Here is a 24,538-nt window from a genome sequence, read left to right as displayed (position 1 = left end):
AAGTTAATCTGACAATGTCAAGGTAAGGACCCCGTTGAAAAATGATCGATTGATTTCAGGCGGGAACGAAAGAAATAAACGGAAACAAACAGAGAAGGAATATTGAAAGTCAACTACCCCTGAGCTAAAACTCAGGGGCTTGTCTAACAAGCCCTGGTTGACCAGATCACCGATTGGAGTTAAGAAAATCGGTAAACGATAGGAAAGAATACATAGTTACCCTTGAATGTCGCCTCAGTTTAAGGCTCTAAGGATGCCGGTTAAACAGTCCTGAGAGGTAGGGACAGTGCTTGCATCGTTAAACCTTTCCATATCAGATCGAGAGGAGGACGGATTCCGGAATTGACTTGTTCCAGCTACGCTGTAACACTCCAACTTCACGAAGTTGAAGTCCACGATTCGGATACGCATAACTCTTCGGAGGAAAACTATATGTTAGATCACCTTCTTTTGCTCCTATAATATATTTCAGTTTATGCTTCTCTAATTCGCGAATGTGTGGAGCATTTGAATATAAAGAGTCCTCCACTACAATGAGGCGTAAATAGGGATGCGTTTTTCTTAATTTCTCTAAAAAACGTTTGCTTGCATTGCGTTCGATATCATTCTTTTTCTCTCCATCCTGTTTGATGATCGGCTCTGGTGCAAAAGGTATTACCTCCTTGAAATCAGGATGAACGATTGCTCCACTCAACATTTGGTGATAATAGGTAACTTCACCCGTTTTCGAGTTCGTTTTTGTACAACAAGATTTACAATGAATCCTGACTTTGACAGTTAGATAAAAATAAGTGCTCTTTGTTTTGTGTTATTCGGTCAAATGAACATCACAAAACAGAGAGCATTCCCTACAATTCCTAACAAGAATATATGTGTTCCTATCGGATCGATTCTTGCCGTCCAACTCTTTTATGAAAAGCTTAATTTCTGTGATATTTTTGGCAAACATAAAAACAAGGGTCTTGATCTCAATAGTTTGCTGATCGGTTTGCTAAGCTACAAGCTGACTGAAAATTTTAGTATCAAAGAAGCTGGCAAATGGTTAAATCAGGAAGAAATTCTCGAGATATTGAATCTTGAAAGGTTTCATGAAAGAGTTCTTTACAGAACTCTTGAACTCTTAGGACGTAACAGAGAGGAAATTCTCTCTGATATTCTGGATTCTCTATTTTCTGTATATGGTTTTGAAGAGACGGATATAAACCTGGATTGGACGAGTATAGTCCTTTATGGGACTAAATCCAACCTTGGTAAATACGGGTATAGCAGAGATCACAGGCCTGATAAGCTGCAGATAACTGTTGGAATTAGTGAATTAGCTAACCCCATTAACATACCTATTGGAGTTACAGTGAATAAAGGAAACGTTCTTGATCTTGAGCACTTTTCTGACACTTATAACCAGGTGAAAAGTAGACTTAAAAAAGGCTCTTTTATTGTTTTTGATAAAGGAGCTAATACCAAAGATAATATCGATATTATACAGGATGCTGAGATGGACTATCTCACTTCCATGAAACTGAATACGAGTGACGATAAAATAATTGAGAAATTTGATCTGGAAAGAGCAGAACTGATAGATTCCAAAAAAGGTATATATGGGATAAAAATAGTCAAGCCTAGCAGCATTAAATATTTCTATTTCTCTGAAGCTCTACAGAAAAGGCAATTAGAATCAAAAGCAAGAGCTGTTATGAGGAAATTAAAGGAAGCAAAAGAGATTCAGAAGGCCATCATAAACAACAAAAAGCTTCCTAAGAAATTCAGAGTAAATAATGAGTTGATCGAGATTGATTACTCTTTTAGAACTAAGCTAGAAGAGCTTAGTGACGAGGAAGCTGTAGAACTCCTAAAAGCTTCACTGATTAATGGAAGAGAAGGATTTTTCTGTCTGAAATCAAACAGGCATTTGACACTTGAAGATGCATTGATAACATACAGAAAAAAGGATTCTATTGAGAAAATATTCCATTCATTGAAAAATGAAATTCAGATTAAGCCATTAAGGTTGTGGTCGGAAGATAGCATTTATGGAGCCATTATCCTTGGGTTTATCGCCCAATTATTCATATCGCTGATGCGATATGAATTTGAAGAGCTAAAACACACGTCTACAAAATTCATTAAAAAAAGCTTGAAGAATTTGACACTTACAATCAAGTTCAAGATAAATGGTGTCAAAAACCATATTTTTGCGAATTTTGACTGGATCAATAGCTTGATAGTAGCAAAAAGGAATGAAATTACATAGAATATATAATAAATTTTTATAAATTTATAGGACTTGTCAAGCCCGATTGAACCAAAAAAGAAGGGAAATATTCAGTACCAATTAGTGGGTACTGTCAAACTGAGGTTAGATTCTATCTTTTTGGAGATAATTTCATACTTTTTGAGTAAGTAACCCGAATTTATGTAATAATTAGACGTTCGGAACTATACTTAATCGGAACTACTGTAGTATATATGTCGAGACAGGAAACTCTAATTATCCGCGGTAATTGTCGGACAGCCTGTTTAGCTCAGGGATTTCCTGCTGAGGGTTTATGAAACTGATCCTGAACGATATCGTAAAAAGCTTTGACAAAAAAGAGGTTTTGCGGGGTGCGAGCTTTGCCTTTGAAAAGGGGGAAATTTACGGCCTCCTCGGAAGAAACGGCTCAGGCAAAACTACGCTTTTTAACTGCATCAATGAAGATTTAAAGATTGACGGCGGCTCAATTCTCCGTGAAGAAAACGGAGTGAAGAGAGAAGTTTGTCCGGGCGATATCGGATATGTTCTGTCGACGCCGGTCGTTCCGGAGTTTTTAACAGGTAGGGAATTTTTAAAGTTCTTTCTTGACATCAACGTGAAAAATATTCCGGACATTAAGCCTATTGACGAATATTTCGATTTTGTAATGATTGGAAGCGAGGATCGCGACAGGCTTTTGAAAGATTATTCCCATGGCATGAAGAACAAGATGCAAATGCTTGTAAACTTCATCGCAAATCCAGCCATTCTGCTTTTAGACGAGCCGCTGACCTCATTTGACGTTGTGGTCGCCGACGAAATGAAGATGCTGCTGCGCCAAATCAAAAAAGACCACATTATTATCTTTTCCACCCATATCATGGAGCTTGCACTGGATTTATGCGACGAGATCGTGATCCTGAGTGGCGGGGTTCTGAAAAAAATGGAAAGGGATGGCCTCAGTAACGAGGTCTTTAAGGATAGAATTATTCAGGCCCTCAGAAGGGATGAAAGCGATTGAAACTTTCCTTACGTCTTTCAGGCTGAAAAACACATATAGAGCCAATAGCATCATATATTCGCTCAAATCCATCCCTATCATCAACGGGCTGTTACCGGTTTCGCTTTATGGAAGCCCGGGGCTGAAAAGATTTGCCAATTTTGTCAGCATCCTGTGGGAACTTGTCTCAATGTTTTTGAGCAAGCTGTTTTATATGTTTATTCTGATCTTCCTTCTAAAAAACTCTATGAAAAACAGTTCTGCAAACAGCTTCATGCACATGTTTTTCTTTCTGACCATAGCAGGTGGTTTTCTCAACACGCAGATATTTCACCCCACCAGAGACAAGTATTATGCCATTTTTCTCATGCGAATGAACGCGTGGGAGTATACGCTTTCGAATTACTTCTATTTCCTTTTGAAAACTGTTGTCGGATTTTTGCCTGTCACGTTGCTTTTAGGACTACTTTCCGGGGTAGATCTTGCTATCTGCCTTTTGATGCCGTTTTTTGTTGTTTCCGTAAAACTTATTTTTACTGCCCTTGCGCTTCATAATTATGTCAGGACCGGCCATGTAAAAAATGAAAATCAGCTCAATCCAGTTTCTCTGGTTGGCATTGCTGTATCATTGACTGGGCATATCTCCCGCCGTTTCTCGGCTATGCCATGAACGAAGCTGTTTTCCTCGTTCTCTTTGCCATTTCTGTTGTTATGGCGTTGTTTTCCTTTTCATATGTACTCAAATTCCCCGAATACCGAAGGATTTGCAAGGAACTTCTCACAGCGAATAGTTTTGCTGTGAGCAGAAAAGATATGGTTGCACGGGCTACTCAGAAATCTTTGCAAAGAAAAATAGACCTTAAGGCAACAAACAGCAAAAGCGGCTATCGGTATTTCAACGACCTTTTTGTTAAGCGGCACAGCAGTCTGCTGACCAAATCAGTCAAGCAAATAACCCTGATTTCCCTTGTAACGCTTGCGTTTTCCATCATGGCCTGTTTTCTTCTCCAGGAAGCAAAACCAATAATAAACGGGATGTTTCTGACCTTTTTGCCTTATTTTCTGTTTGTCATGTATTTTATTAATCGCGGAAAGGTTATCAACCAGGCTATGTTCATGAACTGTGACCACAGTATGCTTGCCTACCGGTTTTACAAGCAACCGCGTGCAATTTTGCTCCTTTACGGAACGGCTGAAATCCATTCTATTGATTAACTTGATGCCAGCTTCGGTAATTGCACTCGAGCTACCGTTTCTGTTATGGTTTACAGGCAGAACGGATAACGCGCTCAATTATGTGCTGCTGTTTGTTTCCATTATCGTCATGTCGGTATTTTTCGGTGCACAATATGGTGCCTTATTATCTTTTGCAGCCTTACAATATCAATCTTGAAATGAAAAGCGGCACTTTTGCCATTGTCAATTCATTTACTTATATCGTCTGTTATCTTGCTATCGGCAAGGAAATTCCCACTCTAATATTCGGCACGTTGATTTCCGTATTTTGTATTGTATATATCGCCGTCGCTTTACTTCTTGCATACAGGCTTGCACCTAACATTTAAGCTGCGGTAATAGCGGCTTTATGTTGAATTAAAAAAAGTACAATTTGGATGAAGGTTTAATTCCTTCACCCAATGTTTTTTCATTTAGTTCTTTAAGTCTTTTTCACTTGATTGTCCTTGCTTTTACTTCCTTTTATATGAAATACACAAGAATATTGCAAGCATACCTATAATACCAGAAATGGCAGTAAATCCAGGCACACTTCTATTTCCTTCCTGTTTCTCCTCCTGTTTCTTTTCAACATCTGATTCTATACTTTCCTTATTTTGTTTAACATCTTCATTGTCAGTTTCAGACTGTATTTCAGTACTGGTTTTAATCTGTGTTCCAGTGTCATTCACGGTATCATTTTCTTCTTTATTTTCACTCACTTCAATGTCTTTGACGGATTTGGAAACCACACGGGCACTGCCAGTTCCACCATTCCCATGGTGTTGGGTATCAGCATTGTCTTTCTCGTCCTCTGAACCAAGAAGAATCGGTTGCTTTATACTGCTGTTTTCTTCAGGAAGTTCGTTGCAGGTTACTGTTGCCGTATTTTCAATAAATCCGTCTCCTTCACCGTTACTGCTAATGTCCTCCTGAGTTACTGTGTAGTTTCCGAAGAATTTCCATGACTCTCCCGGATTCAACATCCCTGAGTCAACATCGTCTCCAATCGGTCCTGTCAATGTAATCATCGGGTCACTTACCGAAACTCCTGTCAGGTCTACGTTGCCTTCATTTTTCACAACTATCTGATATTCTATTATATCTCCAGCTTCGTTGATTTTACGATCCCCAGCTTCATCGATCCCGGTTATTAACTTGGATATACAGTATTCAGTTATCACCTGTGTTGGCTCTTCTCCGATCGGGACTTCAGCACTGTCTGATACCGCATCCAGCTGATCGCATACAACGGTTGCTATATTTTCTATGCAGCCGTCTCCATGTCCGTTAGTTTCGATATCTTCCAGGGTAACCGTGTAACAGCCTGTATATGTCCAGTTTTCCCCTATCCCGAGAACTGAATCATTATTCAGAGATTCTACCGGTCCATCGAGAATTTGTATCAGAGAATCGTTTACCTTAATTCCCGTGAGATCGACATATCCCTCATTTTCAACCACTATCTTATATGAGATTATATCTCCAGCCTGTGTTATTGTTTCTGCCGGTCCTTTCCCTCCAACGTCCGTTACCGTTTTTTCAATGGCATAATCCGGATACTCATCTATCGGGACTTCTCCGATCGGGACTTCAGCACTGTCTGATACCGCGTCCAGCTGATCGCATACAACGGTTGCTATATTTTCTATGCAGCCGTCTCCATGTCCGTTAGTTTCGATATCTTCCAGGGTAACCATGTAACAGCCTGTATATGTCCAGTTTTCCCCTATCCCGAGAACTGAATCATCATACAGGGATTCTACTGGCCCATCGAGAGTTTGAATCAGAGAATCGTTTACCTCAACTCCCGTGAGATCAACATTTCCTTCATTTTCAACCACTATCTGGTATGAAATTATATCTCCAGGTTCGTTGATTATACAATCCCCTGCTTCATCCACCCCGATTACTGACTTGGATATGCAGTATTCAAGTTTGATCGGTATTTGTTCTTCTTCTATCAGCACTGCTGCACTATCTGATCTCGGACCCAGCAGGTCACACTCAACCGTTGCAGTATTTACTATGAACCCGTCTTCTTCACCGCTGCTGATTATGTCTTCTTCAGTCACCATATAATAGCCGGTATATACCCAGCTTTCTCCTTGCTCAAGTACCCCATCAGTTATCAGGGACTCTTCCGGTCCATTGAGATCTTGAATCAGCGAATCGGTTACTGATATTCCTGTAAGGTAAAAGTTGCCGGTATTGGTCACTACAATCTGATATGTAATAATTTCTCCAGAGGCTGTTACTGTTCCTGCAGGTCCTTTTCCTGCAACATCAATAACTGTTTTATCAATTGTACAATCTGGTTTTTCTTCAGGTATTACTCCTCCTTCTCCTCCTTCTCCTCCTATCGGTACTCTAACACTGTCTGATCTCGGATCCAGGTGGTCACACTCAACAGTTGCAGTATTTTCTATGAAGCCGTTTACTACATTATTGATTATATCTTCAAGGGTAACGGTGTAAGTTCCGATATATATCCAGTTTTCTCCTGTCTCAAGAACTCTATTCTCATTCAGAGATTCATCTGGTCCGGTGAGATTTTCAATCCGAATATCGGTAACAGTAACATTTGTCAGGTCAACGTTTCCTGTATTGGCTACTACAATCTGATATGTAATGATATCTCCAGGGATTGTTATCCGTCCTTCGGGTCCTTTTCCAGAGACATCTTGAACTATTTTGTCAATAGTGCAGGCAGGATTCTGATCAGCAATAACTGTTGCATTAACCGAAGTTGAATTGGTGAAGCTACCTGCAAACAGACCGGATACAAACGCTGTATTGGTTACAGATCCGTTATTAAGATCAGACTGAGTAATGGTATAGTCCAATGTTACCATTTCACTCTGTCCAGGGATAAGGATTTCACTCGCAAGTGGAATTACCCCTAACTTGTCGTCCGTAACGTTAATTGGTGATGTAATATTGACGTTTCCAGAGTTAGTTACATTGTAAGTATAGGTTATGTTCTGGCCAACTTCAGAATAGTTTGTAGGAGCTGCTGATTTCTCGATCGTCAACTCCGGATTCTGCTCTGCAGTAACTGTTGCATTAACCGAAGTTGAATTGGTGAAGTTACCTGCAAACAGACCGGATACAAACGCTGTATTGGTTACAGATCCGTTATTAAGATCAGACTGAGTAATGGTATAGTCCCACGTTATCGATTCACTCTGTCCTGGTATAAGGATTCCACTCGTAAGTGGAATAACTCCAAGCTTATCATCTGTAACGTTAATTGGTGCTGTAATATTGACGTTTCCAGAGTTGGTAACGTTGTAAGTATAGGTTATGTTCTGGCCAACTTCAGAATAGTTTGTAGGAGCTGCTGATTTCTCGATCGTCAACTCCGGAATCTGATCAGCAGTAACCGTTACGTTGTCTGTGTTAGAAACGGTTGTGTTGTTACCGAATATACCTGTTGCAAATGCTTCATTTGTAATTAATCCCGAATCCAGGTCAGACTGAGTAATGGTATAGTCCAATGTTACCATTTCATTCTGTCCAGGAACAAGGATTCCACTCGTAAGTGGAATTACTCCAAGCTTATCATCTGTAACGTTAATTGGTGATGTAATATTGACGTTTCCGGAGTTAGTTACATTGTAAGTGTATGTGATGTTCTGGCCAGCTTCAGAATAGTTCATTGGGCTGGCTGATTTATCGATCGTCAACTCCGGAATCTGTACTATTGGTACTTGAGCAATATCTAACTTTGAAGCTAGCTGATCGGAGGAAACAGTTGCCGTATTTTCTATAAATCCGTCTCCTCCCCCATTGTTGTATATATCTGTCTGATTAACAGTATAAGTGCCATTGTATATCCAGATCTCTCCGATCTCAAGAATCGAATCGGGATTTAGCGACTCTGTTGGTCCGGTCAGGTTAACTAGAGAGTCATTCACAGTTACATTTGTGAGATTGACCTGACCGGTATTTGTCACATTAATACGATAGGTTATTACGTCTCCTGCAGCTGTTACATATCCATCTGGTCCCTTACCTGCAGCATCTGTAACTCTTTTTCTAATACTGTAAGCTATGGGAAGAGATATTGGTGCATTAGCGCTGTCATTTATTGGGCCCACCTGAGTGGAGTTTACAGTTGCTGTGTTGTTGATGAATCCTTTTCCTTCAATAGTATTGTTTATAGCTTCCTGAGTTACCGTATAATTCCCTGTATATGTCCATACTTCTCCTACATCTAGGACATCATTTGGTGGGTTATCTCCCGCTGGGCCTGTCAGGTTAATAAGGGAATCATTAACAGTAATATTTGTCAGATCAAGGTTTCCGATATTACTGATATTAACCTGGTAGCTGATGATGTCTCCTGCTGCAGTTATATCTGCATTAGGTCCTTCCCCGGCTATATCTGTGATAGTTTTTTCAATAATGTAAACCGGTATTCCTATTAGTACTTCAGCAGTATATGATTTTGGTACAAGCTGGTCACAATCGGGTTTCCAAACCGTTGCCGTATTTTCAATTAATCCGTCTCCTCCCCCATTACTGTTTATGTCCTGATGGGTTACCGTGTAGTTCCCTGTAAAAGTCCAGATTTCTTCTACTTCAAGAATTCCGTCAGTATTCAAAGATTCAATTGGTCCTGTAAGGTTAATCAAAGTATCATTAACACTTACATTTGTCAGATAGGTGTTCCCTGTGTTTTCAATCACAACAGAGTAGTTGATTACGTCTCCTACTGATGTTACGTATCCATCTGGCCCCCGCCCACCAACATCAATAGCTACCTTATTAATCATGTAACCTGGCGTTGCTTTTATTGGTACTTCAGCAGTATCTGATTTGGGAGTCAGCTGCACACACTCGTCACAGTCAACGGTTGCAACATTTTTTATTGTTCTATTCCCTGCGCAATACCCATTAATATCTTGCTGGGTTACTGTGTAATTTCCGGTGTAGGTCCATGTTTCACCCATTTCCAGAACGCTATCGATATTTAGAGACTCATTCGGGCCTGTCAGGTTAATCAAAGTATCACTGACATTCACACTTGTCATACTGACGTTTCCCACATTGCTCACATTAACCTGGTAAGTAATGACATCTCCAACATCTGTTACGTATGCTGCTGGCCCCCTTCCTGCAACATCCAGAACAAATTTATGAATAATGTAAGCGGGTATCCCCTCTAAGGGCACTTCAGCACTATCTGATATTGGCTCCAGCTGATCACAGTCAACGGTTGCTGTGTTGTTTATTGAACCGAACTCTTCGCTGTTGTTTGCATCATCCAGAGTAACTGTATAATTTCCAGTGTAAGTCCACGTTTCTTCTACTTCGAGGATGCTATTATTATTCAGAGATTCGTTTGGTCCTGTCAGGTTGAGGAGGGAATCGTTAACAGTAACATTTGTCAGATCAACATTTCCTATATTACTCACATTGATCAGGTAAGTAATAGTCTCTCCTGCCGAAACGTTCCCTATAGGTCCTCTCCCTCCAATATCTATAACTATTTTCTTAATCATGTATTCTGGAAGTGCCCTTATCGGCACTTCAGCAATACGGGATTTCGGATCTAATTGATCACAGTCAACGGTTGCTGTGTTGTTTATTAAGCCGTCCCCTCCACCGTTAGTGTCCAGATCTTCCTGGGTTACGGTATAATTTCCTATGTAAGTCCAGGATTCTCCTGGATTCAATATCCCTGTTGAAAGATTATCTCCTGCCGGTCCTGTCAGGTTAATAAGAGAATCATTAACAATAACATTTGTTAGATCAACGTTTCCTGTGTTATTCACGTAAATCTTGTAGCTGATTACATCACCTGGTGAGGTTACCTCTCCCGCAGGTCCCTCTCCTGCAACATCCGTGACTACCTTGTTGATCATGTAAATCGGATTCGCGAGCAAAACATTTGTTGGCTGGTAGTAAATATTGTTAGCTGTATTAGAATCATCAGTAATGGCTGTTACCGATACGGTATCGAGCAGATCATACAATGCAGGCAGAGGGCCCGAAGTGCCCGGTTCGGAGTTTATAGAAGTATCGTTATTTGCCCCCGCTGTATTCAAAACTGTAGTAGCTATGGTCATTGTATCCGATTGACCCGGACTCAATGCCCCTACACTAAAGGTGATAGTATTCCCACTAATTGTGTATGGAGCCCCGGTTGCCGAAACAAAAGTCGTATTGGCGTGGAGGGCATCATTGACCACAATTCCATTTGCAATGGTGTCAGGTGAATTGTTTTTCACAATAATATTATAAGTGAGATTTTTTCCTTGAATCTCAGGATCAGGGTTATCGGTTTTCACAACCGAGACATCGGCATCACTGGAAAAGAACTTACCCACTTGTAAAAGAGAGACTGTCTGCTTTCCACTTTTGATTGAGTCCCCGGTGGCAGTCTGTGCACTGTCCAAGCTTGTCTGTACATTGCCCGTAATCCCGGTAGGAATTGTCGACTTGAGGACAACCCATATCTCAACAACTACTCGGTCACCATCATCAAGACCCGATACCTGGAATGTTCCCTGAATTTCCTGGGATGAACCACTACCTGTAAGAATGGAAGTAAAGCTTTCTACTTTAGAATTATTTAGAGGATCATTGGTTCCGACATCAGCAGTATCTACAAAAGCAGCGTACACACCATAAGCCGGATCAAAGCCAAAGTTGGAGCCGGAAGTCGTATTGGCATCAAAAATAGTTGTAAAATTAATGGTTCCGTTTTCAGGAGATGTACTTCCACTAACTGATATCACCATTTCAAATGGCACCACCTGCCCAAGAGCCATATTTTCTGGAGAAAGAGATGATAAAGCATCAAGATTAGAAGAAGTGGGTCCATAAGCCACAGCATTAGCAAGAGGATCTGGATATCTCCCTGCAAGTCCGGGAGACGGAAGTGAAGCTGGAGTTAGTTTTTCATATGTAGGCAAATATGGAGCACTGTTTAATGAGGGGTCGGCTGCATACCATTTTAAAGTATAAGAGCCACTTGCAGCCTGTGCTTCAAAAGGTACAATGCTCATTAAGACGGTCATGCTCAAGATTGCTATCAGCATTAATAAGATTACGGATCGGTGTCTGCATTTATTGTGTTGTGAATCGATGTTCTTGAGCATCTTCTCCGGTGTCACAGCATTATTTTTGTCTAACAATATCGTTAATAAAGTGACAATAAAATCGAAGTTTATTTTGTTTAGATTCATATTTTTATTCCCCAATTTTTAGCCCAATAATATAATTTTTTAGATATGTAGTAAAACAAAATTTTATGCACTGTAGATCTTTTAGAATTTTTTTCAAAAATCAGAACTTATTTTTTGAATCTGACAATTTTAACAATCATAGAGTTTTCAATTGCGAGAAAATTCCTCCAAAATCTTTGTGGTTCTTCGCTGTATTGTGTGGGTTGAAAATAATTGCTTAGTTGGGAAGTAGCCAGGCCAAAAAGAAAAACATCAGGTCTGAACGTGATTTACAATAACAAGTGTTTTAAATTTTAAATATGTTATTTCAACAATTAGGGATGAATAGAAGTTACCCACTCGAAACAGCAAAGAGCCATCTATATTGACTGGACATTGAGCGATCTCTATTTCAGTTGCTCAAATTATTTTATTTGATTGAGTTTTTCTGCATATTTTTTTAGAAAGATATTCTCAATTAGCTATTTAACTTTTATTAAATATTTATTGTAGTATATTACACATCAATATACAGTTTTGAAATATTTTTCGATTCATTTATGTGGGTTATATTTTTCTGAACAGTTGTGGTTGTAGAAAATTAGCATGTGGAATTTTGAAGTTCAACCTGGAAATTAAATATTCAAGTCTTTATTAACGGCAATCGATGTTTCTTCATTTTTTTCATCGAAATTTCAAACCCTATTTTTGACATGTTTTATTTTGACATGTTTTATTTTGACATGTTTTAACACGATGTTTTATTTTGACATGTTTTAACACGATGTTTTAATGAATGTTTCAGATATTTTTTGCATCTAATAGTGTTGCTTTCATGGATTTTTTCTGTTCCATCCAAACAGGTTCATGATGTCTCTGTTGTTTCCAGCAATTCATGAGATCATCCGGAGGGTTCGGTTGTACATTCTTTTTTAGTGGAGGAGTGGGGGCAGATATCCTTATATACTGGCAGTTGCATGTAACAGAACTCATCAGTATGTGCTGTAAAGAAGCTCCTTTTGAGAGCTGCTCCTGAGTTTTTCGCGTATTCTTTCAGGGTATTCGATCAGGGGCTACAGGATGCTGTATGCACTCCAATGGAGGAAGTATATGGTTGAAGAAAATAATAAAGAAGAACTAAGGCATCTTGTTCGGATTATGAATACCGACCTGAAGGGGGCAAAGCCCGTACAGTATGCTCTTACAGGTCTTCCCGGAATCGGGAGACGTACCGCAATACTCATTGCAAAGGGCGCAGGGGTAGACCCTACTGCTACACTTGGATACCTTCCGGACGAGGAAGTAGCCAAACTCGACACTGCAATCGGAAAATTTGAAGACATCGTCCCTACCTGGATGCTTAACAGGCAGAAAGACCTTACCACCGGCCAGGACAAGCACCTGCTCGGAACTGATATCTTACTGACTTTCAGGGAAGACATTAACAACCTGAAGAAGGTCCGTGCTTACAGAGGTCTCAGGCACGAGAGGGGTCTTAAGGTCAGAGGACAGAGGACAAAATCCACAGGCCGCCGCGGATCAACTGTCGGTGTGAGCAGGAAGAAGTAATTTTTCGGTTAAGGTGATTTGTAATGGCATATCCAGGTAAAAAAAGTAAAAGTTACGAGACTCCCAAGCACCCCTGGCAGGAAGCCAGGATGGCTGCTGAAGTCCAGCTCGTGAAGGCATACGGTCTCCGAAACAAGAAGGAAGTATGGAAAGCAGCCAGTATGCTCAGGATGTACAGGTCTGAAGCCAGAAACCTGCTTGCAAACGTCGCTGGCGGTCAAGAAGGTGGACTTGAAGGACACCTGAAGACTCAGTCCGAAGAAATCCTATCCAAGCTCATTCGTTATGGTATTCTCAACTCGGACTCTGACATTGACGGGATTCTCTCTTTAAAGACTGAAAATATTCTTGAAAGAAGACTCCAGACCCAGGTTCTCCGCCTCGGGCTTGCCAGGACCGTTGTCCAGGCACGCCAGTTCATCACTCACGGCCACATTGCAATTAACGGAAGAAAAGCTACAATTCCGGGAATGCTGGTCTCAAAGGATGACGAGATGCACATCGGATACTATGGAAACTCCCCTCTCATGAGTGAAGACCACCCTGAAAGACCTGTCCAGGTCGCATCCTTCCTTGCAGACAGCGCAACAACCCTTAAGGCTGCTGCCGAAGCAAAACAGGCAAGAGAAAAGCCTCCTGTGAGGGGCGGTGGCAGAAAGAAGAGAGGCGGGAGGAGATAAACATGGCAGATATGAAATGGGCTGTAGCTCACATCAAGTCCTCATTTAACAACACAATTATCACAGTAACTGATATCACCGGGGCTGAAACCATTGCAAAGTCCTCTGGTGGCATGGTTGTAAAGGCAGCAAGGGACGAAAGTTCTCCTTATACCGCCATGCAGATGGCAGGTCAGCTTGCTGACCAGCTCAGGGACAAGGGCATCAACGGTATCCACATCCGGGTAAGAGCTCCCGGAGGAAACAAGCAGAGAAGCCCAGGACCCGGTGCACAGGCTGCAATCAGAGCTTTTGCAAGAGCAGGAATCCGCATTGGCAGGATCGAGGACGTTACTCCTGTCCCACACGACGGCACCCGTCCGAAAGGCGGAAGGCGTGTATAAAGAGAATTATTCAGAGAATTCTTCAAAATTCTCTTTTTTTAAGGTATTCAAAATTAAGGGGAATTAAGGTATATGACGATGGAAGTAGACATTCTGGAGTTATCGGATAGATCTGCAAAGTTTGTGCTGTCAAAGGCAAGCACGGCTTTTGCTAACGGCATCCGGCGTGCCATGATCGCCGATGTACCCACTCTTGCAATTGAGTATGTAAACCTTTACGACAACACCTCCGTGCTCTATGATGAACAGCTGGCTCTCCGTCTCTCCTTAATCCCACTCGTAACGGATATAGAGACGTATATGCCTCAAGCTGAGTGCGAAATCTGCGGAGGAGAAGGCTGCCCTGCCTGTGAGGTCTCCCTGACCCTCAGTGCAGAAGGTCCCTGTACCGTTTATTCGCGGGACCTCATCTCCGCTGACCCCAAGATACAGCCAGCAGATCCGAATATACCGATTGTTGAGCTGAAAAAAGGACAGAAGCTTGTGCTAGAGGCAATTGCCCACATGGGTTACGGTAGAGACAGCGTTAAATGGCAAGCCGGTGTTGCATGCGGCTACAAAAACGTGCCTGTTATAACCATTGAAAACTGCGATGCCTGCGGGCACTGTGCAGCAGAATGTCCTAAGGGCATTATCAGAGTTGAAGAGGCCGGAGCAAAGGTTGCTGAGGACGATGTCATAAGGTGTTCCCTCTGCAGGCTTTGTGAGAAAGTGTGCGACATTAACGCGATAAAGGTGGGCTTCCAAGAAAACGCTTTTGTTTTTACCATGGAGTCCGATGGTTCATATACCTCCAAAGACCTTGTCTTTAACGCCGCAAACGTTGTTAAAAGCAAAGCCGAAGAGTTGCTTACAATTCTGAACCAGCTCTGAATCCCGGTTCAGCCTGGGTTCAAGCACCATTTTTCTGACCGTATTCTGGCCTGAAAATCCTCTTTTCAGGGGATTTCCTGTGCCTGGATACTTCAGGAATTATTCCGTTTACTGTGGGATCTTCAAACAATTATTATTAATGTTCCTCATGACTCGAAACATTTATATATTATCCATGGTATTGTGAGGAAGTGCAAGGCGCAAGGCGCGCCGGAATTTAACAGGAAAACAGGATGCGAGGGTTGCCCAGCCAGGTCAAAGGCGCTAGGTTGAGGGCCTAGTCTTGTAGGAGTTCGTGGGTTCGAATCCCATCCCTCGCACCAGATTTCTTAATATTTATTGTTAACTTTGAATTCAATACGTTTTTACAGGAATATCCATAAAAAAGTTCACAAAGTCCATAAAAGTTCTTAAAGCTTATTCATCTACTACATCGAAATGCGAGGGTTGCCCAGCCAGGTCAAAGGCGCTAGGTTGAGGGCCTAGTCTTGTAGGAGTTCGTGGGTTCGAATCCCATCCCTCGCACTAAAATGCTTTTTTTATAGTAACAATTCAGGTAGCCTTTGAAAGGCTACAATTTTTCCTCTTTTCGAGGAAAAATTGCATATAAATTGAATCCTATTTTGTTTCGTTATTATGCTTACACGTGAAGAGATCCTCGTTATCTATGAAGCTGGTCCTGAAGCTGTAATTTCTGTAATCCAGAGACTTGAAACTATCATAGAAGAACAAGCTATTCGAATTGCTGAACTAGAAGAACGTGTAAGGATTTTAGAATCTCGCTTAAATCAAAATAGCAGAAACAGCAGTAAACCTCCTTCTACTGACTTTTTAGTCAAAGAAAAACCTAATCCCAAGAGTCTCCGGAAAAAGAGTGGGAAGAAACCTGGAGGTCAAGAAGGTCATCCAGGCACAACTCTTGATATGGTTAATGATCCTGATTAGGTAATTGAACATTCTTTGACCTGCTGCAAAGAATGTGGACATACTCTTGAGGATGTTGAAGTTGAAGCTTATGAGAGAAGACAAATTTTTGATATTCCTCCTGTAAATCTAATTGTTACGGAACATCGAAGTCAGATTAAGACCTGTACTCACTGTGGAAAATCAAATAAAGCTTCTTTTCCAGAATCTGTGAAATATCCCGTCCAGTATGGTCCTAATATTTTAGCTTCAGCAATTTACTGTAAAAACTACCAGTTTATTCCCTACAAAAGGATTTTAGAGTTTTTTGATGACGTTATGGGGATAAAAATCTGTTCTGCTACGATAATCAGAGCAGAAAAAGAATGCTTCCGGAATTTAGAGGAGTTTGAAAATGTGAGTCAGGAGAGGTTAATAACTTCTCCTGTAATCCATTGTGATGAAACTGGGATGAAAATTGAAGGAAAAAGGCATTGGCTTCATGTAGCTTCTAATGACAAATACACCTGTTATTTTGCTCACTCAAAAAGAGGATCAGAAGCAATTAATGCCATGGGAATTCTTCCAGAGTTTAAAGGAATAGCAGTTCATGACGGATGGAAACCCTATAACAGTTATGAATGTGATCATGCTCTTTGCAATGCTCATCTCCAGAGAGAACTTACTGGAATTGAGGAGAACTATAAACAGCAATGGGCTAAAGAGATGAATGAACTGTTAACAGAAATGAAAAAGTATACTGATGAGTGTAAAGAGCAGGTCAAAGATCTGGACTTTGAGCAAATTAAAGTGTTAGAAGAAAGGTTCGATGCTGTAGTCATGAAAGGGATTGAAGAAAATCCACCTTCTCTAAACCCTGAAAAACAAGGAAAACGTGGTAAAAATCCAAAAACAAAAGCAAGGAACCTACTTGACAGGTTTATAGAAAACAAAAAACAGATCCTGAGATTCCTCAATGACTTGAGAGTTCCGTTTGAGAATAACCAAGCAGAAAGAGACATAAGGATGATGAAATTACAGCAGAAAATATCAGGAACTTTCAGAACTATACAAGGAGCGGAAGCTTTCTGCAGAATTAGAGCTTATATCTCAACCATTAAAAAGAATGGTTTCAATGTTATAGATGCTATTCTCGCGGCGCTCAAAGGAGCGCCGCTATTATTCTGAGAATTTCAGCATTTTGCTGAAAAAACATACTTTTTTATCAGTGGCTGAATAGTTACTTTTTATATTGCTAAAACTTTTTAAGTAGCTCATCTACACGACCGACAAGCATAATAAGTTAAATATCTAGAAAAACTCGTTTTCTCCCACGATGGTATCCTATTCAGGTCATTGAATTTGATTTGGCGAAGGCATATTTCTTCATTTTTTCTCTATACTCTTTTGCCATCTCTACATACTCGTCAGCATTTTCCTTAATAGCCTCAACCTCTGCCTCTTTTGTCTCCCTTTTTACCGTTCCCGGAACTCCGATAATAAGGCTGTTGGCTGGAAACTTCTTCCCCTGAGGCACAAGCGCATTTGCTCCCAAGATGGAGTTTTTCCCTATTTCAGCCCTGTTCAGCACAGTCGAGTTCATGCCGATAAGCACATTATCTCCTATCTTGCACCCGTGAAGCACAGCCCCATGTCCGACTGAGACATAATCTCCAACCTGGACCCCGTTTTCAGGATCTGCATGGATTACCACGCCGTCCTGGATGCTTGTCCCGTTTCCGATCTTTATTTTATTTTGATCTCCCCTCAGCACGGCATTGAACCATATGCTCGAAAAATCCCCAACCTCAACATCTCCTATTAAGTCTGCAGAATCCGCAACAAAAGCTATTTCGGAGATTTTCGGACTTTTGCCTTTAAAATCCATTATCATCTTTATCCCTCTACTTTTCCAGGCGTTATTTTTTCTTTAATTACCTTATTTATCGGCATTGTTTATGTCGTTTTTCGATATTAGCTCCTGCTATGCGGGAAAACTTCTTTCAATAAGCCTCTAAAATAGCTCTCAGTTCACCACATAACGATACACAAGATATGCGATAACCAATATTGTTAGAATTGAACGGAAGTTTGGGCTCAATTCCATATATCCTGTATTTCTTCCTTCAGGCTTCTGTCACTTAAGCATGTGGCCTATTATTGAACTGATTGAAGGGTTTGTCAAATGTTTTTTTTCGGTATCCGACCATGAAATTAAAGTGTGCCACTGTCACAATAAAGGTCAGGATGAAAATTGCAAAACCGGCAATTCAGAGGTATCCTGCATAATCCAGTAGTGCTCCAATGGCCAAAAAAAAACAAAATATACAGGGATTGAGCGTAATAGTTCTTCTACCACAATGGAATCCCATTTCAAACCTTAGCTCCTTCGTTTCCTCTCAGTACATGTTTTTTATGGCGTGCTTGCTTTTGCTCACGACTTTAAATAAATTGTGTTTCCTGAGTTTCATTTCGGGATCACAGTAAATCGAAGATTTTCGGGGAGTTGCACTGCAAGTACAACAGCAAGAGGTCCATTTCACTGCGCTCAAGAGGACTGAATTGTCACGCCCGATTTAGAAGAGCGACCTTATAGAAAAAATCCATTAAAACCAGAAATGAAACTTGGCCAGTTCTACGGCATTGGCTATTACATACAGATACACCAAAGTCGTTTCCATACTCTTTAAACCTTAAACAAAATGCTTGAGCAATAATTAAAGAGTGTGGCAAAGAAACATGAAAATTCACATAATTCGTACGCATAAAATCTTTAATATTATCCAAAACATATTTGGAAACTATTGAATGCGGCACGTTGGATGATCTCCCAATGAAGTTATCTTTTTACTGAATATATTATTCTTATTATCAGATAACAACGTTTCACTTTTACTTGTATTATGATCTTTGTTTTTTAGTAATAAGTTCTCTACTATGGGAAACATTTATGTATACAAACGCATTTTTAGTGATATGTAAATCAAATTTACTTGATTTATTTGCAAAACGGTATTTTCCTCCCTTAGTACGTAGAGCGGATTCCAAAGTCCAAAAACGGCTTTATTAAATCTCGATTTGAAATATTCAATCGAGCTTCCGATCAGGAAAGTAGTTCTGAAATCCTTGTGGGTATCGGAATAAGAATTATTCTTGGGATATACCCACAATCTTCTGGCATTAGTTTGCCTTTTTAAACCTCCCAAAATCTGCAGCTTTCCAGGAGTGTTTCACCATTTAACCTTCCTGAAATCTACAGTCTTCCTGAACTAATTCGTTCATGAGCAAGGTTTACTAAAACAAGGCTTGAGGCATTGTAACAAGAATTGTTAAGGTGCCAAAAATGAAAACTCTTTACAAAATTGATGATATTTTTAAGTGGTTCTCTGCATCAAAAATTGTTGGTACTACACTTCGCGTGTAGTATCCAGAAATTCTTAAAAGGCAGTTCCATCAAAAGTAGCTGGCACATAGGCAGTGAAAGGAACTGCTTGAGACTTAGAATCTATGGCAAACAGAAGGAAAACAACAAGTAAAAGTAATCGAAAAATATCGACTGTCTTCTGATCGGCGTTAACAGACTCTCGGAATCGGGTCTCCTGCCGGCACGTCCACGTAACGCATGCCACCAAAGCGATTTCTCAGGATTACTTCACCTTTGTTTTCGGCAGTAACTTCTCCTATGAGGGCTGCATTCCTGCCATAGGGATGCTGTCTGAGGATTGAGAGGACTTCTTCTTCGAAGCCGGCTTTTACCCCTATAACAGCTTTTCCTTCATTTGCCACTTCGAGGGGGTCAAGGCCCAGCATTTCGCAGGCTGCAGTGACTGCAGGCTTGAAAGGGATCAGGTCTTCTTCGAGAAGGATTCTTGCTCCGGCTTTTGCTGCCATTTCGTTGAGGGCGTTTGCAAGCCCTCCGCGGGTCGGGTCCTTCATAGCTGTTATTACCGGGGCTCCTTCCGGAGTCCGGAGTTTCAGAAGTGGTTCTATGAGTTTCCAGAGGGGAGCGGAGTCCGAGACAAGGTCGGTGTCGAAGTCAAAGCCTTCCCTATGAGCCATAAGAGAAATCCCGTGATCCCCTATCGTTCCCGTGACAAGGATCAGGTCTCCTGGCTTCAGGCCTGAGTCCCTGACGGGGCTGTCCGTTATGCCCAGGCCTGCTGTGTTCAGGATGATTGAGTCAAGGGCAGTTTTCTCCACGGTTTTTGTATCGCCTGTAATTATGGGGACTCCAGCTTCAGCAGCTGTTTCGTCCATTGTTTTGATTATCTCTTCAAAATCGTGGATTGGAAAACCTTCAGGGACTATGACTGCACAGGTAAGGGCAAGGGGTCTTGCTCCCATTACAGTGAGGTCGTTGATGGTGCCTGAAACTGCCAGACGTCCTATATTAGTGTCCGGGAAAAAAGCAGGGGTTATCACGTGGCTATCTGTTGTCAGCACAAGTTCGGAAGCGGGATTAAAATTTTCAAGCCTGACCGTAGACCCGTCATCAAGGCTTTCAAGACCTATTGAACCTGCGCTTTTGTTGCGGAAATTTTTAAGGATAATTTCCCCTATAAGCGCCTGCATTACTTCCCCGCCTGCCCCATGTTCCAGAGAAATGGTATTAGTTTCCATATAAGGACTCTTTTTCTTTTTATTCACGTTTAAAATGCTTTTAATTGGTTTATTTCCCCTGAACTTCCTGTGTTCTTCCGATTCCAAGTTCAATAAAGCTTATCCAGGTTTCAAGGCTCTCCCAGTCGTGCTTTGAAGTAAGGATAACCGGTATACCAGGGTTTAAGGAAAGGATGTCATCCCTCATTTTCTCGGCGTCAACGTCAACTGCATGTGCAATGTCAACCTTGTTTATGACTGCAAGTTCTGAAGTTTTGAAAATCATGGGGTGTTTGAGGATGATATCGTCTCCTTCAGTGACGCTTACCACAACCACTCTGAGGTGCTCTCCAAGCTTGAAGTCCACAGGGCAGATCAGATTGCCCACATTTTCAATAATAAGGAGGTCCGTATTGTCAAGGTCGATCTCATCGAGAGCTTTCTCCACCAGCTTTGCGTCAAGGTGGCATTCCTTTCCAGTGTTTACAGGGATTGTCGGCACTCCAAGTTTCCTGAAACGTGAGGCATCCATCTCTGCGATAACATCACCTGCGATTACCGCTGTTTTGTATTTATCTTTGAGATGCCTGACTGCCTCTTCGATCAGAGTAGTCTTTCCTGACCCGATGGCTCCCATAACGTTAACAGAAAAGACTCCGTGTTTGTCAAGGGTCTTCCTGTTTTTCTCGGCAATTTTGTCATTTGCCTTGAACACATCGTGTCCCATGTGGATTACATGCATTAACATAAATATCACTCGGGGTTACTTGATTCTCTCGGTGAAAAATCCGTTTATTGATCTTGAATTAGATTTTGAAGAGTAGGATGTATGATTAAAGTAGGTATGTTTGAATGAGATTTTTAAGGAGTATAGTTTTAGTGAGTATAGTTTTAGTGAGTATAGTTTTAGTGAGTATAGTTTTAGTGAGTATAGTTTTAGTGAGTATAGTTTTAGTGAGTATAGTTTTAGTGAGTATAGTTTTAGTGAGTATAGTTTCAGTGAGTATTTGATAAACCTGCTACCTTTTACTACATTTATATGTTTGCCTGCCTGGAGGTTAACTTTTCTATTTCGGTCTCAATATCGATGCTTTTTATAATAAGTTCTCTGCCTCCTGTGATGCGAGCATTTTTCCCGCATACCGGACATTCAAGCGCTGCGATGTATTCCAGAAGTTCGCTTCGGAGGTCGTCCTTTCCTATCTGTGTTTCATCCACAGGGCCTGTGTATCCGCACTCACATTCCAGGGAGAGTGGGATCATCTCTACAATGAACTCTGCATTTTCGGCAATACTCCCCTTGGCAATGGCCTTAAAACAGAAACTCAGTTGCTCCGGATTTGTATGGGCAAGCCTCCCCATTTCCAGGATTACATGCCTGACTTCCAGGGCTTCGTGAGCTTTTGCAGTTGCTATTACCTGCTCAAAGATTTCACAGGCGATGGAATACTCATGCAAATCTGCTTCCCCCTTCCCGCGAGTACCTGAACCAATTGTAACACATACCTTCCTGGCTAACCATGCAGGGGCCGACAGGATTTCTCGGGGTGCAGTCTTTCCCGAAGTTGGAGCACTGGGAAGGTTTTGCTTTCCCTGTGAGGATAGCTGCACAGATACAGCTCTTCTTATCCTTTTTCTCCGCCTTTGCTCTAATCTCTGCAAAGGAAGCAGAATAAAGGTCTTCGTGCTTTTTAGAGGCGTTTTTTTCCTCGTACTCTTTCCTGAGCACCAGCCCTGACCCCTCTATATTTCCAATGCCTCTCCACTCGGACTCCGAAGTTTCGAATACCTCATTCATAATTTTCAGGGCTATTGTGTTCCCTTCTGGCTTTACGACCCTTGGATATCCATTGTCTACCCTTGAAACCCCATTTTCTATCTGCGCCAGGAGCAGGTTTATTCCTAGGAGAATATCTCTTGCCTCAAATCCGCTCACAACAACAGGAAAGCCTTTTTCTGCAAGAGGTTCGAAGGGCTTTGTCCCTATAATGGTTGCTACATGCCCGGGGGCAATAAAGGCATCAACTTCAGCATCTCTGGCAAGAAGCTCAACTGCAGGAGGGGTCTGTTTCTGGGAAGCAAGGAGGCTGAAGTTTTCAGGTGTACTTCTTAGAAGGGCAGCTGCATTTGCAGGGACTGTGGTCTCAAAACCAACCCCGAAAAAGACCACTTCAAGCTCAGGCTTTTTGTTTGCAAGGGCTACGGCATCATCAATGCTGTAGACCATCCTTATATCTGCCCCCTCAGCCTTTGCATCCAGCAGGCTTTCTGCAGAACCGGGAACTCGCATCATATCTCCGAAAGTAACTACAGTTGCTCCACTCTTTGCAAGGGCAATTGCAATATCAACATCTTTTACCGGAGTGACGCAGACGGGACATCCGGGGCCGCTTATTACTTCTATATTTTGCGGAAGCACGCTCCTGAGCCCGTATTTTGCTATTGTCCTTTCGTGTGTGCCACAGACATGCATTACGCGGAGTGAGGTTCCAGAGGCTTGAAGTCTTTCCAGAAGCTTTTTTTCAAGTTTGGGCATCGCGGGCTTTAAAGAAGAATCCTTGTTTTTCATTTCATTCAGCGTCCGTTTCTTCCGAGAACCCTGTTTCAGAGATCTCTGAATCTTCAAGGCCTGATATCTGCCTGAGGAGGCGCATGGTTTCTTCACTCTCCTCTTTTGAGATTTCGGATATTGCATATCCCACATGGACAAGGACATATTTCCCGAGCAGAGTTTCACTGGCACCTCCAAGCAGGTCCATGTTTACATCTCTGCAGATCCCGCCCATATCAACCGTGACAGTGTTTTCGTTAACGATAGCCTTTATTTTACCAGGAATAGCTATACACATATTACCTCTACTGTTTTTCATACCTATTTTTCTTTTCGAGATCTGATAATTACAAGATCTAATTCTCTGTAAAAACAATCCTTTAAGAGAACTGGCATTAATGCGATTACTCACCATTTGAATTATACTTGAATTCTATTTGAATTATACTTGAATTCTATTTGAATTATACTTGAATTCTATTTGAATTATACTTGAATTCTATTTGAATTATACTTGAATTCTATTTGAATTATACTTGAATTCTATTTGAATTATACTTGAATTCTATTTGAATTATACTTGAATTGGTATTTTAACTGATATATGAAATATTTTGAGAATTAATGTTTGGATTCAATTTGAGAAGCTTTTTGAGAAATAACTTTTAGCAAGGTTATGCTTTGCGAGGTTAAAGACTGATAATGAATTTATCCATCTATCTAATGTCCCTATTTTATTTTGCCCAATTGTATAGTCTTCTTTTATATCTTTTTTGTTTTTTAATTCCACCTTCAAAATTTAGATCTGTTTTTTACTTTTATTCAGAGCTGCTCGAAAAATGCTTTAAAAACCTGTTTTGACCCCACATTCCGCCCTATTTTTTCACACATAATATTTTTCGTACTTTTCACCCATCAGTTTCAGCACTTTAATGGTTTCCTCATCCAGATTTAATACCTTCGTTATCTGGATTCCTTTTTCAGGTACGCCTCAGACACTCTGAAACTCTTATCTTTAATGAACCTGAACCCCCTTTCAACCGTTCCCTGTTCCTTATAGTATTCTAGGAGTTGATCTGGAGTCAACCCCAGATCATTAATTGTAAGAATGAACCTTCCTAACTTTGCTCTTCTTTCCTTTACTTTTTCCTTATCAGATTTAATCTCTGCTTCTATCAGGTAGAAAGTCTGTACCTCTTCATCTTCCCTTGGCTGGGAGAACACCTTCTCTCAGTAACCTTTCAGTGGGTAAATTTTCAAAAAAAAATCAGGAAATAGGTAAAGAATTTTTGCGGAAAAATTCCGCTTTGTGTAAAATAAGTTAATTGGACACTACTTTATTCCCATAGCAAAG

Annotated in this window: 18 protein-coding genes, 2 tRNA genes and 2 pseudogenes; 12 read left to right on the top strand and 10 right to left on the bottom strand. The window is 41.0% G+C overall.

All coding sequences use genetic code 11. The annotated features are described in order from the left end of the window. Nucleotides 1–313: 313 nt before the first annotated feature. Nucleotides 314–697: a hypothetical protein gene (locus tag MSWH1_RS03620; RefSeq protein ID WP_048126163.1), complete on the bottom strand. Its 384-nt coding sequence runs from the start codon at nt 695–697 to the stop codon at nt 314–316. 123 nt (nt 698–820) lie between these two features. Here MSWH1_RS03620 and MSWH1_RS03615 point away from each other — a divergent pair, with 123 nt between their 5' ends. From MSWH1_RS03615 to MSWH1_RS19845, 5 genes are all read left to right on the top strand, one after another. Next, nucleotides 821–2,251: an IS4 family transposase gene (locus MSWH1_RS03615; protein WP_048130206.1), complete on the top strand. Its 1,431-nt coding sequence runs from the start codon at nt 821–823 to the stop codon at nt 2,249–2,251. A 295-nt stretch (nt 2,252–2,546) separates the two neighbouring features. Next, nucleotides 2,547–3,254, top strand: a complete 708-nt coding sequence (locus tag MSWH1_RS03610) for an ABC transporter ATP-binding protein (protein WP_048126161.1) — start codon at nt 2,547–2,549, stop codon at nt 3,252–3,254. Further along, nucleotides 3,241–3,903: a hypothetical protein gene (locus tag MSWH1_RS19855; RefSeq protein ID WP_231585567.1), complete on the top strand. Its 663-nt coding sequence runs from the start codon at nt 3,241–3,243 to the stop codon at nt 3,901–3,903. The genes MSWH1_RS03610 and MSWH1_RS19855 overlap by 14 nt, the downstream gene beginning before the upstream one ends. Further along, on the top strand, nt 3,900–4,448 hold the full coding sequence (locus tag MSWH1_RS19850; protein ID WP_231585566.1) for a hypothetical protein: 549 nt from the start codon (nt 3,900–3,902) through the stop codon (nt 4,446–4,448). The genes MSWH1_RS19855 and MSWH1_RS19850 overlap by 4 nt, the downstream gene beginning before the upstream one ends. Nucleotides 4,449–4,582: 134 nt before the next feature. Further along, nucleotides 4,583–4,798, top strand: coding sequence for a hypothetical protein (locus tag MSWH1_RS19845; protein ID WP_231585565.1), 216 nt, complete (start codon nt 4,583–4,585; stop codon nt 4,796–4,798). Nucleotides 4,799–4,921: 123 nt separating this feature from the next. Here MSWH1_RS19845 and MSWH1_RS17360 read toward each other — a convergent pair whose 3' ends face one another. Then, complete coding sequence (locus tag MSWH1_RS17360) at nt 4,922–11,467, bottom strand: DUF11 domain-containing protein (RefSeq protein WP_052723123.1); 6,546 nt, start codon at nt 11,465–11,467, stop codon at nt 4,922–4,924. A gap of 1,239 nt (nt 11,468–12,706) precedes the next feature. On the opposite strand from MSWH1_RS17360, the gene MSWH1_RS03585 reads away from it, so the two are divergent. The 7 genes and pseudogenes from MSWH1_RS03585 (at nt 12,707) to tnpC (ending at nt 17,222) form a co-directional block, all read left to right on the top strand. Continuing rightward, the gene (locus MSWH1_RS03585; RefSeq protein WP_082088022.1) at nt 12,707–13,195 is read left to right on the top strand and encodes a 30S ribosomal protein S13; all 489 of its coding nucleotides are present in this window, start codon (nt 12,707–12,709) and stop codon (nt 13,193–13,195) included. A 23-nt stretch (nt 13,196–13,218) separates the two neighbouring features. Beyond that, nucleotides 13,219–13,875 (top strand): 30S ribosomal protein S4, encoded by a 657-nt coding sequence (locus MSWH1_RS03580; protein ID WP_048126157.1) that lies wholly within the window; start codon nt 13,219–13,221, stop codon nt 13,873–13,875. A gap of 2 nt (nt 13,876–13,877) precedes the next feature. Continuing rightward, a complete protein-coding gene (locus MSWH1_RS03575) occupies nt 13,878–14,258 on the top strand; it encodes a 30S ribosomal protein S11 (RefSeq protein ID WP_011034088.1) in 381 nt (126 codons plus the stop codon). A gap of 72 nt (nt 14,259–14,330) precedes the next feature. Then, nucleotides 14,331–15,131, top strand: a complete 801-nt coding sequence (locus tag MSWH1_RS03570; protein ID WP_048126155.1) for a DNA-directed RNA polymerase subunit D — start codon at nt 14,331–14,333, stop codon at nt 15,129–15,131. Between the two features lie 235 nt (nt 15,132–15,366). Further along, nucleotides 15,367–15,454, top strand: a tRNA-Leu gene (locus MSWH1_RS03565). A 117-nt stretch (nt 15,455–15,571) separates the two neighbouring features. Continuing rightward, nucleotides 15,572–15,656: transfer RNA gene (locus MSWH1_RS03560), tRNA-Leu, on the top strand. 111 nt (nt 15,657–15,767) lie between these two features. Next, a pseudogene (gene tnpC, locus MSWH1_RS03550) lies at nt 15,768–17,222 on the top strand (IS66 family transposase). 160 nt (nt 17,223–17,382) lie between these two features. Here tnpC and MSWH1_RS03545 read toward each other — a convergent pair. The 8 genes and pseudogenes from MSWH1_RS03545 to MSWH1_RS03515 form a co-directional block, all read right to left on the bottom strand. After that, the gene (locus MSWH1_RS03545) at nt 17,383–17,928 is read right to left on the bottom strand and encodes a gamma carbonic anhydrase family protein (RefSeq protein WP_048126152.1); all 546 of its coding nucleotides are present in this window, start codon (nt 17,926–17,928) and stop codon (nt 17,383–17,385) included. A 1,679-nt stretch (nt 17,929–19,607) separates the two neighbouring features. Next, nucleotides 19,608–20,654 (bottom strand): hydrogenase expression/formation protein HypE, encoded by a 1,047-nt coding sequence (gene hypE / locus MSWH1_RS03540; RefSeq protein ID WP_048130202.1) that lies wholly within the window; start codon nt 20,652–20,654, stop codon nt 19,608–19,610. Nucleotides 20,655–20,703: 49 nt separating this feature from the next. After that, on the bottom strand, nt 20,704–21,375 hold the full coding sequence (gene hypB, locus MSWH1_RS03535; protein ID WP_048130201.1) for a hydrogenase nickel incorporation protein HypB: 672 nt from the start codon (nt 21,373–21,375) through the stop codon (nt 20,704–20,706). Between the two features lie 91 nt (nt 21,376–21,466). Next, complete coding sequence (locus tag MSWH1_RS20710; RefSeq protein ID WP_369798575.1) at nt 21,467–21,625, bottom strand: pentapeptide repeat-containing protein; 159 nt, start codon at nt 21,623–21,625, stop codon at nt 21,467–21,469. Between the two features lie 43 nt (nt 21,626–21,668). Continuing rightward, nucleotides 21,669–22,091, bottom strand: a complete 423-nt coding sequence (gene hypA / locus MSWH1_RS03530) for a hydrogenase maturation nickel metallochaperone HypA (protein ID WP_048126150.1) — start codon at nt 22,089–22,091, stop codon at nt 21,669–21,671. Then, nucleotides 22,084–23,202, bottom strand: a complete 1,119-nt coding sequence (gene hypD, locus MSWH1_RS03525) for a hydrogenase formation protein HypD (protein WP_048126148.1) — start codon at nt 23,200–23,202, stop codon at nt 22,084–22,086. Before hypD ends, hypA begins: the two co-directional genes overlap by 8 nt. 1 nt (nt 23,203) lies before the next feature. Next, complete coding sequence (locus MSWH1_RS03520) at nt 23,204–23,482, bottom strand: HypC/HybG/HupF family hydrogenase formation chaperone (protein ID WP_048126146.1); 279 nt, start codon at nt 23,480–23,482, stop codon at nt 23,204–23,206. Nucleotides 23,483–24,067: 585 nt separating this feature from the next. After that, a pseudogene (locus MSWH1_RS03515) lies at nt 24,068–24,399 on the bottom strand (transposase); the annotation flags it as partial. Nucleotides 24,400–24,538: the final 139 nt, after the last annotated feature.

Origin of the sequence: Methanosarcina sp. WH1 (assembly GCF_000970005.1) — an archaeon.
Taxonomy (GTDB): Archaea; Halobacteriota; Methanosarcinia; order Methanosarcinales; family Methanosarcinaceae; genus Methanosarcina.
Note: the sequence above shows the minus strand (reverse complement) of the source record. Positions and strands in the feature narration are given on the sequence as shown.

Bases quoted from the DNA above. Each gene is read 5' to 3' on its own strand.
- MSWH1_RS03620 (WP_048126163.1), bottom strand. From the start codon at position 697: ATGTTGAGTGGAGCAATCGTTCATCCTGATTTCAAGGAGGTAATACCT.
- MSWH1_RS03615 (WP_048130206.1), top strand. From the start codon at position 821: ATGAACATCACAAAACAGAGAGCATTCCCTACAATTCCTAACAAGAAT.
- MSWH1_RS03610 (WP_048126161.1), top strand. From the start codon at position 2,547: ATGAAACTGATCCTGAACGATATCGTAAAAAGCTTTGACAAAAAAGAG.
- MSWH1_RS19855 (WP_231585567.1), top strand. From the start codon at position 3,241: ATGAAAGCGATTGAAACTTTCCTTACGTCTTTCAGGCTGAAAAACACA.
- MSWH1_RS19850 (WP_231585566.1), top strand. From the start codon at position 3,900: ATGAACGAAGCTGTTTTCCTCGTTCTCTTTGCCATTTCTGTTGTTATG.
- MSWH1_RS19845 (WP_231585565.1), top strand. From the start codon at position 4,583: ATGGTGCCTTATTATCTTTTGCAGCCTTACAATATCAATCTTGAAATG.
- MSWH1_RS17360 (WP_052723123.1), bottom strand. From the start codon at position 11,467: ATGAGCATTGTACCTTTTGAAGCACAGGCTGCAAGTGGCTCTTATACT.
- MSWH1_RS03585 (WP_082088022.1), top strand. From the start codon at position 12,707: ATGCTGTATGCACTCCAATGGAGGAAGTATATGGTTGAAGAAAATAAT.
- MSWH1_RS03580 (WP_048126157.1), top strand. From the start codon at position 13,219: ATGGCATATCCAGGTAAAAAAAGTAAAAGTTACGAGACTCCCAAGCAC.
- MSWH1_RS03575 (WP_011034088.1), top strand. From the start codon at position 13,878: ATGGCAGATATGAAATGGGCTGTAGCTCACATCAAGTCCTCATTTAAC.
- MSWH1_RS03570 (WP_048126155.1), top strand. From the start codon at position 14,331: ATGACGATGGAAGTAGACATTCTGGAGTTATCGGATAGATCTGCAAAG.
- MSWH1_RS03545 (WP_048126152.1), bottom strand. From the start codon at position 17,928: ATGATAATGGATTTTAAAGGCAAAAGTCCGAAAATCTCCGAAATAGCT.
- hypE (WP_048130202.1), bottom strand. From the start codon at position 20,654: ATGGAAACTAATACCATTTCTCTGGAACATGGGGCAGGCGGGGAAGTA.
- hypB (WP_048130201.1), bottom strand. From the start codon at position 21,375: ATGCATGTAATCCACATGGGACACGATGTGTTCAAGGCAAATGACAAA.
- hypD (WP_048126148.1), bottom strand. From the start codon at position 23,202: ATGAAAAACAAGGATTCTTCTTTAAAGCCCGCGATGCCCAAACTTGAA.
- MSWH1_RS03520 (WP_048126146.1), bottom strand. From the start codon at position 23,482: ATGTGTATAGCTATTCCTGGTAAAATAAAGGCTATCGTTAACGAAAAC.